The following is an 11,887-nucleotide window of genomic DNA, read 5'->3' as shown; positions in this document are numbered from 1 at the left end:
ATCCTATACACCCCGCTACCACTAACCCTACAGCAACCACCGCCGCTACCGTACGCACGGTATGCAGCCGGTTCCACCGCTGTTCAAAAGCAGCCCGGTGCCGCGCCAGTTCAGCATTTCCGGCGACTGTAAGATCCGCTTTGTCCAACGCATTATTGAGCGGCACGTTACCGCCCATCGTCACCCCAAAAACACCCACGAAATAAACAACAGTAGCTCCCAGCAAACACCAGCTCCCTGGCGATACCTCATAACTGAAATACGCCCATGTACAAACAGGCAACAACACCAGCGACCCTAAAAAGGAAGCAAAAAATACAGGATTGAGAATAGCCCGGTTGATGGATTGCATGGCCAGCAGGTAACCGCTATCGGGTAACCGGCCAAGCCCGGGATTCACGGAACAGGAATAGGCGTAAAAAAGTCCCCCTATTAATGCAGTGGAGACTGCCGTAATTCCCAGTAAGATCTGCAGGAAAATAAGTCCCATATGCTACCTGTTTAAATGATGCCGTCAAGATACAAAAAACCGCATGGATCGCTTGATCCATGCGGCAGAATATTTTGCAGAGAACAGGGAACAGCCGGGAAATTAACCCGCCAGCGCTTCTGTATATTTTTTGAAATTATCCAGGATAGCCTGCCAGCCACCCTGTTGCATTTCGATACTGTGCGTATCTTCTGCGTCAAAGGTTTCTGTAACAGTGGTAGTGTTGCCGGCGGCAGAAAAAATAACCCTTACGGTTCTGCCATCGCCCATGGTGTAGGCAATCAGCTCGTTTTCTTTTACTTCGTCATATACACCGCCGAAATCAAAACCAAAGCTACCGTCTTTTGCTTCCATACGTGTTTCAAACTTACCGCCCGGGCGCAGGTCATTTACAGATTTCGGACTGTGCCAGTCGTCGGAAGCAGTATTCCATTTTACAATATGCTCCGGTGCATTCCAGAATTCCCAGACTTTTGCAACGGGTGCGTTAATAGTTGCAGTTACCGTAATCTTGATGGCGTTATTAGCTGTTTGCATTTTTGTAAGATTTAAATGTTAACCGTTGTTGTTAATGCAAACATAGCACGAGTATTTTATTCCCGGCATGGCCGAATCCGACAAAATAGCGTACTATTTGCGACAGTCTCCGCAATATGGTTTATTTCCAGTTCACCACTGTAAATACAATGGAGGTATAATGATCTTTTTCATACAGCACCCCTGTTTTCCGTTTCCCCACCTGCACAATATCAGAATAAGCAGCATAGGCATAACCGGCTTTCCCTGAACCGCTACCTTTATAGATCACGTAACTATTTTTCCAGGTTCGCCCGTCATCAAAACTGATACGGAGTGTAAGGTTATTCCTTTCCAGTGGATCAGCGGCGTTGCAAAAAGCAATGATGTTTTTTCCTTTGAAGGTACCCACGTTTAGTATACTGCCCTGGCATACGGCATCCGGCAGCTGGTGATCAAAATAAGTAGTATCCCAGGTGGCGCCGCCATCGCTGCTGATAGATACGATCCGCTCTTTCACATCCCCGGCCTGGTTGCGGCTGTTCATCATCAACCTGTTACCGGAAAGCTGCACCGCCATAGATTCATTGCTGCCAGGTATATCCACGTTGCTGCCTAAATGAAATGTTTTACCATGATCATCGGTATAGTAGCCATGCGCTATGTAGTGCCGCGCAGCCGGTAATGCCTTGCCCGCAGTATAATTGGCGGCAATAAAGATCCTTCCCTTAAAAGTTCCTTCGGAAAACTGCATGGCATGCCCCGGCGTATTGGCGTAATAGCGCCAGTCTTCCGCAAAATTAAACGCAGGGTCTATCTCCGGTTGTTTGGGGCGATGCACCTGCAGCGTAATATCCACTGGCGGCGCCCATGTACGGCCGCTATCTGTGGAAGTGATGTAATAACAATGCTTTATTCCTATCCCCTTAATGATATCTTTTTCCCGGTGGGTACCGGTGTTATAAAAAAGAAAGATCCTTCCCTGCGGATAGGCCGGATCGGTAAGATCTACTACCGGTGCGGGGTTGGACAGCTGCAGGTTATCGCCTCCTGCTATTACCTGCATGGGCGACCAGGTTTTGCCTTTGTCTTTGCTACGTTTCATCACTATGTCAATATCCCCGAAATCATCACCACCATTTACACGGCCTTCTGCAAAGGCCAGCAGTTCGCCATCCGGCAATGCGATGATAGCGGGAATACGGAATGATTTATAACCATCTGCTCCCGAAACAAAAACAGGTACTTCTTTTTGTTGTGCATATACAGTGCCCAGGCACATCACCAGGAACGCTGTTACTATCTTTTTAATCATCATCATTTGCTATTGATTCATCCGGCTAATATAAAAACTATTTGTTAGCCCGGAACATCATGTAAACAGGGCTTTCACTAACCGGTAAACGGATACTGTTATCTCCTGTCTTTTCCCACGTCTGCTCTTTTGCAGGCCCGCTGCCGGTGCTCATCGCAGTAACGCTTACCGGCAGTGACGGCAGGTTATCCAGCTCTGCATTTATTACACGTGGCTGATAGCCTTTCTGTTCATGGGTCCGGGCGCCGGTTGGCGACCATGCCACCCAGGCCAGCGACCGTGAGTCATCTCCCTTCACAAACTCAAACACATACAGGGAATCTGTTTCTTTTTTCACCACCCGCCGGAAACGGTAGTCGCCCAATGTCTGGTACAATTGCTTCACCGCCCAGAACGACATCTTCGGAACAAAATTCCGGGTAAGCCCCGAAGCGGCGTGGAAAGAGGCTTCATCTTCATCATTATAATAATACAGGTACGCGCGCCTGATATCCAGCGTGGCAAATACCAGGAAAGACCTCACCAGGTACTGCGCCTGCTGCAGATCACTGGCACCCTGCCAGTTCAGTTTCAATGCCCAGTCTTTCCGGCGCTTCATGGCTTCCGGTGTACAGGCATCATAACCAAACTCTGTTACCCAAACTTCCTTATCTTTTGCATACTTATTACGCCAGGAAATGGCAGCTTCAATTACCTTCAGGTATTGCAGGGAATTATCTTCAGGATAACTCCTGTTCCAGCTGTTTTCACTGGTGGCAGATTTTTCGATGGTAGGATAAGTATGTACATTGATCACATCATAAAGGGGTAGTATCTTTTTATCTCCATACAAATCATCCAGCCCCTGTGAGTAAGGATCTGCCTTTACCGCTACTGCAGGCGTGGCAATCTTCATCTGCGGATCCCCGGCACGTACTCCTTCCGCCATCTTTGTGAAGAGGGTTTTGAAAAGCGCCGGATCAAAGCGTGTTCCCGGCTCATTATCGATTTCCACGGAGGTGCATAACTTTTCTGTACCGGAAGGGCCGTAATAGGCGGCCATGGCTTTCCCGTAATCATATGCCCACTGTTCATGCCCGGCCCATAACTTTTTATAGTCCGGGTTACCCAATCCTACGCCCAGGAACTGCATACAGATATCTGTTTCAAATCCTGCAGCTTTCCACGGGCCATATACATCACGTTTCCAGTTTATGTTATTAATAGTGTTGGGAATGGTGATCGCATCGCCGGGGGCTTTCACATCCCAGCTGATATTATGATAGCTGCGCAACAGCCTGCATACCTGTTTGTACAGGTCTGGTTTAAGCGTAACATGACCGTTAAGCCCCATAAAATCCCGGAACAGAGGCCGGCTGGTAAGGGGTATTGAATCGGTGGTACCAGGCTCCGTTTGTGCAGGGATGCGTTCCCCGCAACTAACTGCAAACGTGGTAAAGAGGAAGATAATGGCGGTAAACAAATAATTCCGTAACATAGTACAATAGCATAAGGAATGAACAAAAGAGGCGGATGGTAAGCATGAAGATATGCAAATATCTTTACGCTTACCATCCGCCTGTATCATTGTTCGCTATTGCCTGTTAATTTCTCCAGCCCGGTACCTGTTTATAAACGCCGTTACTCTGCGCAATTACATCAGGGTTCATGGGCCAGGCCATATGCTTAGCCGGGTCAAAATTACGTGCAGGCCATACCTGTTTTATCTGGTAAGGCGATGCGGGATTTACCTTATCGCTGTGGATACGGCCATGCAAAGGCGCGTTGATCCTGGCATAATCGCCCCATCTCTTCAGATCCTGGAGCCTGTCTGTCCACTCGCAGGCCAGTTCCACGCGGCGCTCATGCTTGAGATCATCCATGGTAGGATTTGCAATGCCTGCCAATCCTACGCGGCTGCGCACTTCATTCAGCGGTGCGGCGGCTTCGCCATTCCTGCCCAGTTTAATCAGCGCCTCTGCTTTAAAGAGCAGGATCTCCGCATAGCGCATCAATGGTAAGCTGAGCGCAGTGGTTGGATAATCCGGGCTCTGGTTGATGTTGGTGTTGGTAGTGATCACGCCGTCTTTACCATAGGAATAAGGCTCCATGTACTTATTCATCTGGAAGCCGGATAAGCTGTTGGTAGAGTAATAAGAACGTTCCAGGCCAAAGAAAGTGAACTTATCCCCGAATTTCAGGATGGTCACTTCCCGTCTTGGATCATTGGCCTCATATTCTTCATATAGTTCCTCCGTAGGCTGGAAATAGCCCCAGCCGTTGAAGATAGCCCAGCCGGTATTTTCCAGTACTACACCGGGGAACTCAGAGCCGCCCTGTACACCGGAAGTTACAGACCACATATATTCTGAGCTCCAGTTATTGGCGATACTGAAAACAGCGCGGTAATTCTGCTGGGCGGTTGCCTGTCCTTTAATGAGCGCGCGGTGCCCTTCATCCCGGATCTTATCGGCAAGAGCGGGGATCAGCGCCCATTTGGAAGCATCATATTGTGCCCAGTAAGCGTACACTTTTACCATGTATCCCCATGCTGCCGCACGGTGTGCGCGTCCGCGGTCGGAAGAGCTGTAGGTTTCAAACAGCGGCAGCAGGCTGGCTGCTTTTTCCATGTCGCTGATGATCTGTGCATAGTTATCAGTTACAGATGGCAGCTGTGGCGGAATACGTTTTCCGAATTCTGGGTTTTCCGGTCCATCGAAAGGTACGCCCTGGTCTTTATGTCCCCAGAGATAAGCTACCCAGAAATGAGCGAACCCGCGCATAAAATACGCTTCGCCCAATGCCTGGTTGCGGGCTGCTTCCGTGGTATTTTTTGAAGTGGGCACATTCTGGATCACCTGGTTGGCGCGGTTCATCATTTTATACAGATCGCTCCAGCCACTGGTCAGGTAACCTTCCCGGCCACTGGGTATAAAGTTCTTGATATTTTCGCCATCGGCCTTTGCTCTTCCCACAATCACGTCGTCGCTGGCATCCTGCACCCAGAAAAGGTCGCGCCCCCAGGTAGATTCATTGCGCATGGCCACGTACATATCGTTGGTAGCCTTTTTCAGATCGTTATCACTTTGCCAGAAATAGGCAGTAGTAGGCGCGCCGTTGGGTTTTGTATCTACCCATTTGTTACAGGCACTTGCCCCCAGCATCAGCGACCCCGCAAGAAATATATGTTTGAATGTTGTTTTCATAAAAGCATTTGGTTTGATCAGAATTTAATATTTGCACCCAGGGAAAACACGCGCGATACCGGGAACTGGCCGCCATCAAGCCCTACACCGCCTACTTCCGGATCCATACCGGTGTATTTGGTAAAGGTGAGGAGGTTGTCGCCGCTGAAGTATACACGAAGTCCCTGGTTCCAGCTCATTTTCTTAAAGGTATAGCCGATCAGCAGGTTCTTTAATCTCAGGTAGTTGCCATTTTCCAGGTACCAGTCGGAGTTGGTCTGGAAATTTTTGTTGGGATCATTAGCAGAGATGCGGGGAATATCGGATCCTTTATTTTCCGGAGACCAGGCATCGAGGATTTTATCCCAGCGGTTGTATCCCTGTTCGGAGCCACTTAGTGTGGTCATCTTGAAAGCGTTGAACAGTTTTACACCGCCTACGCCCTGCATAAACAGGCTCAGGTCGAAGTTCTTCCAGGTAAAGCTAGCAGTAAACCCGTAAGTGAGCTTGGGAAATGCGTTCCCCATATATACGCGGTCGGCATCATTGATCGCACCATCGCCATTCTGATCTACAAATTTCAGGTCGCCGGCCTTTGCGTTGGGCTGGATCATTTTACCATCTTTCTGGTAAGCTTTGGCTTCATCGTCCGACTGGAAGATGCCGGCAGTTTTTATCAGCCAGTAAGAATAAAGTGGCACCCCTACTTTAGAACGGAAAGGTGTGAGCACCTGCCTGAAGGCATCAGTGTGAGGTATTATAGAATTAGGATCATCATCAATATATTTCACCCTGTTCTTTAGAGTAGCGATGTTAGCTCCCAGATTATATCCCACCTGGCCTATATGATCGTTCCAGGATACGGCTACTTCCACGCCTTTGTTGCTGATCTCTCCCTTGTTGATGTATGGAGCTGATAATCCAAATGTGTTCGGCCAGCTGGGCTGTTGCTGGATCAGATCATAGGTAAGTTTATCAAAGTAATCAGCGGTAATGGACAGCCGTTGTTTCAGAAGGCTGATATCGATACCCACATCTGTCTGTTGTGAGGTTTCCCAGGAAAGCGATCTGTTAAAGGCATCTGTTAATGCAAGTGAATTAGATCTTGGTGAGCCATCGCCGATCTGGAAGGTATAATCCGGTGTGAGCTTCGCATAACCATAATAATGTGCTATCGTTCCAATGTTACCTATTCTGCCCCAGCTTCCCCTGATCTTGAGCAGGTCCAGCCATTTTACGTTATCCATGAAAGATTCCGAACTGATTTTCCATGCGGCGGTTACACCAGGGAAACCTTTGGAGCGATAGCCTTCCGCTAACCTGCCTGCAACGTCGTTACGGTAGCTTGCAGTTACAAAGTAGCGATCAGCCCAGCTGTAGGATAATCTTCCCACATAAGAAACTGTTCTGTCTTTCCATTCCTCATCAGCCGGCAGATTCTGGTCAAAGATGGAAGCATTTGTAAAGAACTGTGCCCAGTCAGCCTCATTCTCAAATCCTTTCGCTGCGGCAGAAAAGTTGCGGTTTGCTTCTTCCTGGCCGGTCATGGATACCATTACACCAATGTTATGTCGCTTGATGATCTTATTGTAATTAAGGGTATTTTCCCAGATCCATTTATACCCCTTATCAGTAGAATAGGTTAAAGTATTCTGATCATTCGGTTTTCCTGGCTCCGTTCTTCTTGGCTCAAAGTTTTTCCACAGCGCATTTTGCTGGCGGTAAGAAAAACGGGAAAGGTAAGTAAGGCCAGGAATAATATCAGACACTGTTAATTCTGTTACCGACTGCAGGTCATTCTTTTTGTTATAGGGTTGGTTTCTCAGCAGGGTAGCTACAGGGTTGATCACATCTCCATAGATACCGTTATACTGGGAGCCTCTCGGACCTACACCACCAAAGGTACCATCGCTGTAGTAGGGAGTAGCAGAACGCGGCATGTACAGGGCAGAAAGGATAACGCCGCTGTAGCCGCTGGCGGTTTCCGCATCCCTGTTATCATTATTATTCCAGAAGATATCCTGGCGCAGTTTTACATTCTTGGCAAACTGGTAATTGGCATTAAATCTCAGGGAGATATTTTTATTATAGGTATTGATCAGTGTACCTTCTTCCTTTTCGTAACGTGCCTGGAAGAGGGTGGAAAATTTATCCGTTCCGGCATTTACACTGATATTGTGCCGTTGTATCAGGCCGGTGCGGAAAATTTCATCCATCCAGTTGGTGCGGGTTACAAGGCCGTCCGGGTTTTTGGCAGGATTCCATCCTTCCAGCGGGGGCAGTCCGGCATTAGTTTGTGCCAGGTCGGATACTTTACCCTGTTGTTCTGCAGTCAGCGACTGTAATGTGCGCCATGCCTGCTTTGCGCCTACAAAGCCGGTATACTGCACACTTGGCACTCCTTGCGTGGCCTGACGGGTAGTAATGAGAATGACTCCTGCCGAACCCGAGAAAGCCCCATAAATTGCCGCGGATGCCGCATCTTTCAATATTGTAATGGATTCTACGTCTGCTGGGTTATAAGGAGCACCAGGCACCCCATCCACCACATACAATACATTTTCACTATTGACAGAACCGACACCACGAATAGTGATCTTGTTAGCATCGCTGGTATGGCCACCGTTACTTACAACCGTGATACCAGGCACTTTACCCTGCAACATATTGGCTACATCCAGTACGGGGCGTTCCTTGATCTGTTTCATATCAGGCACTACTGACACTGCTGCGGAGAGATCGCCTTTTTTTGCAGTACCGTAACCCAGTACCACTACTTCGTTCAATGCATTGTTGCTGGTTTTCAGCGTAAGGTTCAGCGTATTGGAAGTGCCGGCAGGCATTTCCACGGTTTCATAGCCTACATAGCTGAAGCTGAGTATTGCCTTATCGCTTTCCAGGGTGATTTCAAATTTTCCATCTGCATCGGTCACCGTTCTTATTTTGGTACCTTTTACCCAAACGGATACACCGGGAATAGGCTCATTATTTTCCGTAGTTACACGGCCGCTGATCTTGCGGGTGATGGCCTGGGTAGTTTGCACTTCCGGGTCTTTTTCCGCTTTCCTCAGCAGGATGGCTTTATCGCTCACGCTATACTCTATACCTGATTTATTACGGAGTATATTGAGGGCTTCGTTCAATGTAATATTATCTGCTTTATAATCCCTGACAATAATTTTGTCGAAGTCCTGTTTAACATAGTTAAATGTAAAACTGCTCTGGTGCCCGAGAGCGCTCAATACCTGGGAGAGGGAGGCGCGGGAAATATCCAGTTTCACTTTTTCGCTCAACGCTTGCTGCCTGGCGTATCCGAAGGTAGCTGGCAACAGGGCACATCCCAATAGCAGGAATCTTTTCAGGCGGGATACAGCCGGCCCGCTGCTGCGGGTATGCTGACCAGCGGAAGTAAATGTCATTTTCATGTGTTGAAATTTTCAGGAGCGTTCACGTGTTTTTTAATAGATGATTACCTGTCTGTCAGAAATACGGAATTGTTTACGGCTGATGTAGCATAGATTTCCCAGCATTTTTCCGAAGCTGTCTTTTTTGAAAAGCACAGAAACATTTTTTTCGATGCCCTGTGTATTTTCCCACTTCACCTGATAACCGTTGCGTGTGCACAATCGCGTTACGGCATCTCTGAAGGGGAGATCGGTAGCACTGAAGGCGCCTTCTTTCCAGGCCGCCACTTTTCCTGCCTCCGTAGCAGAAATATTCAATGCTTTATCCTCATTATTATAGGCAGCGGCATAGCCGGGTTTCAATACGGTACTGTCTTTTCCGGAGCGTACTTTTACTTTACCCTGTACCAGCGACACGCGGGTAAGTCCTTCGCCTGCATAGGCTTCCACGTTAAATTGTGTGCCCAGCACCTGGATGGCGAGGTCGCGGGTACGGATAACGAATGGCTTGTTCCGGTTGCCCTGTACTTCGAAGAAGCCTTCGCCGGTAAGTTGTACGCTACGGTTTTGTTTGTTGAAATCTTCCTTCCATTGAAGGGAAGCGGCAGTATTCAGCCAGATGCGGGAGCTATCAGGCAATACCACCAGTTTGATATCGCTGGTTTCGTTGGTTACCTGGAACGATTTTAAACCAGCCAGGGGGACAGATGGTTTTTGTGTATAACGGGCCCACATAAACCCGGCTCCTGCCAGTAGTAATATACTGGCTGCAGCAGCCCATTGAATGGAACGTTTTTTCCACCAGGCCACGGGGGCTGCCGGCAGCAAACTATGGAAATTGGCCAGGAACTGCTGCCGGTAAAGGTTTGATTCCAGTGCCGACAGGCTTGCATCACTGTTTAAACCGTCATACCAGTTGTCCAGTAACACCAGTTCTTCGGGCGTACATTTTCCCGCATGAAATTTTTTCAACAGGGCTTCTGCCCTTGGATATTTTTGTGTTGCCATCTATTAATGAATACCCGCAACACAAAAAATGTTAACTCGCTCTAAGGTTAAGAAATTGTAAACAGCAAAAAAGAGGAAACAAGGCTGGCAGACAAAGCCGGATTTGCTTTGATATGCGCTTTCACCTGCTTGAGGGCACGGCTGTATAAAACCCGCGCCGATCCAGCGTCTATGCCAAGTTGCTGCGCTATTTTCTGGTAGGAATAATGATGGTTTACGCGAAGAATAAATAATTGCCGCTGGCTGGGGGAAAGTATTTCCAGGGCCTCATTGATAATGGTTTCCTTTAATCCGTGCAACTCATCGGAAGCAATGGCGCCGGGTGATTCCAGGGTATTATTCAATAATATTTCCAGCTTTTTCAGGTGGGCCTGGTAACGGCCATTTGTACGGTAATATTTAAAAATACGCAGCTTCAATGCGTTGAGCAGGTAAAATTCCAGTGTTTCATCTTTCGGCACTTCCTCCCATTTCATCCATAATGAAAGTAACACATCCTGTACAATATCAAATGCGTCGTGCGGGTTTGTTTTCGCCACGGCAATGCCCAGTAACTTATCCCAGTAGGCAGCTACGGAAGCCTCGAAATGAGCCTGACCGGACATGCCGGTTGTATGATGGAAAGATACTTTCTTAAGCGCAGACATAAGTTGAAATATAACAGTCCCTACAAAAGTAAATGTCTAATATTACGTGGATATTAACGTTGCGAATTCCAGGCTTTTTTTCTAGTAAAAATCGATTTAGCAAATCCCGACAAAAGGAAGTAGTACCACTTTTGTACTATTCATTCGTAAAAAAATTGTTACTGTATTTTGATTGATCGTTTAATGTGGACTGATTGGCGTCAGCCAAATATAAATTTACTTTTTCAAACGGTAAAGAATATTTATAAGTGTACATCTTACCTCAAAAGCGGTATCTTCCGGTTTGTTTTTAAAGCCTGTTTATGCTAACCGAAGATGCAGCTATTGCCATTCAGGAAGAATTACGCCGGCAGGTGATCATCACAGATGAATTGCCGGATACTATAAAAATTATTGCCGGCACCGATGTAGAATACGATAAAAATTCCAACCTGATTGCAGGCAGCATTGTGCTGCTGGATTATGCTACCCTGCAGGTAGTGGCCATAGCTACCCATTGCATGGAAGTTACCTTTCCCTATATACCGGGGTTATTTTCTTTCCGGGAAATGCCCCCATTATTAAAAGCCTGGGAAAAACTGCCCCTCCTGCCGGACCTTATTGTTTGCGATGGCCAGGGCCTGGCCCATCAGCGCCGTTTTGGAATGGCCTGTCATTTTGGGGTTACAGTTAACAAACCCGTGATCGGCTGCGGTAAAACACGGCTATGTGGTGAATACAGCCAGCTGGGAGAAGAAAGGGGAAGTATTGCTCCACTGCTGGATGCAGGGGAACATATAGGCAATGCCCTGCGCACACAAACCGCTATTAACCCTGTATTTGTTTCCACAGGTCATAAAATATCCCTGGCAACTGCTACAGGTATTGTGCTGAAACTATGCACACAATACCGTTTGCCGGAAACCACGCGCATATCAGATCACTATGGGCGGCTGGCATTACTGGAGTATAAAAAAGGAACCTGAGAGAAATATTTGGAGAATTGAATTTATTATTTATATATTTGCAACCCCAAACGGGGAATACAGAATGGCTGAAAAGCTTGACTGTAGGAAGGATCGGTAGTTCAGTTGGTTAGAATGCCGCCCTGTCACGGCGGAGGTCGCGGGTTCGAGTCCCGTCCGGTCCGCGAAAAGGGACAAATCATCAGACGGATGGTTTGTCCCTTTTGCATTTTCGGGGTATTGACGGGTGACCTTTGGCACAAAACGCTGTATGCACCTGCTGAGGCAACCGAACAGATTAACATCATGAACGCATTGAAGGCATAAATTCTTAGTCTACCGGCGAAGGTAATGTACGATTACACTGTCGCCGTCAGTTATTACTTATAACTTGTTCCG

The 11,887-nt window shown here is 47.6% G+C and carries 9 protein-coding genes and 1 tRNA gene; 2 read left to right on the top strand and 8 right to left on the bottom strand.

What is annotated here, in order from left to right; all coding sequences use genetic code 11:
* The 8 genes from VIM72_RS12530 to VIM72_RS12495 all read right to left on the bottom strand — a co-directional run.
* Window positions 1–490: DUF1772 domain-containing protein (locus tag VIM72_RS12530; RefSeq protein WP_332003171.1), on the bottom strand; the 490-nt coding region annotated here is incomplete at its 3' end.
* A gap of 102 nt (window positions 491–592) precedes the next feature.
* The gene (locus VIM72_RS12525; RefSeq protein ID WP_142683587.1) at window positions 593–1,027 is read right to left on the bottom strand and encodes an SRPBCC family protein; all 435 of its coding nucleotides are present in this window, start codon (window positions 1,025–1,027) and stop codon (window positions 593–595) included.
* Window positions 1,028–1,148: 121 nt separating this feature from the next.
* On the bottom strand, window positions 1,149–2,327 hold the full coding sequence (locus VIM72_RS12520) for a sialidase family protein (RefSeq protein ID WP_332003170.1): 1,179 nt from the start codon (window positions 2,325–2,327) through the stop codon (window positions 1,149–1,151).
* 31 nt (window positions 2,328–2,358) lie between these two features.
* Complete coding sequence (locus VIM72_RS12515) at window positions 2,359–3,798, bottom strand: hypothetical protein (RefSeq protein WP_332003169.1); 1,440 nt, start codon at window positions 3,796–3,798, stop codon at window positions 2,359–2,361.
* Window positions 3,799–3,904: 106 nt separating this feature from the next.
* Window positions 3,905–5,506, bottom strand: coding sequence for a RagB/SusD family nutrient uptake outer membrane protein (locus VIM72_RS12510; RefSeq protein ID WP_332003168.1), 1,602 nt, complete (start codon window positions 5,504–5,506; stop codon window positions 3,905–3,907).
* 17 nt (window positions 5,507–5,523) lie between these two features.
* Window positions 5,524–8,910 (bottom strand): TonB-dependent receptor, encoded by a 3,387-nt coding sequence (locus tag VIM72_RS12505; protein ID WP_332003167.1) that lies wholly within the window; start codon window positions 8,908–8,910, stop codon window positions 5,524–5,526.
* Between the two features lie 33 nt (window positions 8,911–8,943).
* Window positions 8,944–9,897, bottom strand: a complete 954-nt coding sequence (locus VIM72_RS12500; protein WP_332003166.1) for a FecR family protein — start codon at window positions 9,895–9,897, stop codon at window positions 8,944–8,946.
* A gap of 47 nt (window positions 9,898–9,944) precedes the next feature.
* Window positions 9,945–10,544, bottom strand: coding sequence for an RNA polymerase sigma factor (locus tag VIM72_RS12495; protein WP_142683592.1), 600 nt, complete (start codon window positions 10,542–10,544; stop codon window positions 9,945–9,947).
* A 302-nt stretch (window positions 10,545–10,846) separates the two neighbouring features.
* On the opposite strand from VIM72_RS12495, the gene nfi reads away from it, so the two are divergent.
* Together nfi and VIM72_RS12485 are read left to right on the top strand one after the other, a co-directional pair.
* Window positions 10,847–11,509, top strand: coding sequence for a deoxyribonuclease V (nfi, locus tag VIM72_RS12490; RefSeq protein WP_332003165.1), 663 nt, complete (start codon window positions 10,847–10,849; stop codon window positions 11,507–11,509).
* Between the two features lie 90 nt (window positions 11,510–11,599).
* A tRNA-Asp gene (locus VIM72_RS12485) sits at window positions 11,600–11,673 on the top strand.
* Window positions 11,674–11,887: the final 214 nt, after the last annotated feature.

This window comes from Chitinophaga sp., assembly GCF_036569185.1.
Lineage (GTDB): Bacteria > Bacteroidota > Bacteroidia > Chitinophagales > Chitinophagaceae > Chitinophaga.
Note: the sequence above shows the minus strand (reverse complement) of the source record. Positions and strands in the feature narration are given on the sequence as shown.

Bases quoted from the DNA above. Each gene is read 5' to 3' on its own strand.
- VIM72_RS12525 (WP_142683587.1), bottom strand. From the start codon at position 1,027: ATGCAAACAGCTAATAACGCCATCAAGATTACGGTAACTGCAACTATT.
- VIM72_RS12520 (WP_332003170.1), bottom strand. From the start codon at position 2,327: ATGATGATGATTAAAAAGATAGTAACAGCGTTCCTGGTGATGTGCCTG.
- VIM72_RS12515 (WP_332003169.1), bottom strand. From the start codon at position 3,798: ATGTTACGGAATTATTTGTTTACCGCCATTATCTTCCTCTTTACCACG.
- VIM72_RS12510 (WP_332003168.1), bottom strand. From the start codon at position 5,506: ATGAAAACAACATTCAAACATATATTTCTTGCGGGGTCGCTGATGCTG.
- VIM72_RS12505 (WP_332003167.1), bottom strand. From the start codon at position 8,910: ATGAAAATGACATTTACTTCCGCTGGTCAGCATACCCGCAGCAGCGGG.
- VIM72_RS12500 (WP_332003166.1), bottom strand. From the start codon at position 9,897: ATGGCAACACAAAAATATCCAAGGGCAGAAGCCCTGTTGAAAAAATTT.
- VIM72_RS12495 (WP_142683592.1), bottom strand. From the start codon at position 10,544: ATGTCTGCGCTTAAGAAAGTATCTTTCCATCATACAACCGGCATGTCC.
- nfi (WP_332003165.1), top strand. From the start codon at position 10,847: ATGCTAACCGAAGATGCAGCTATTGCCATTCAGGAAGAATTACGCCGG.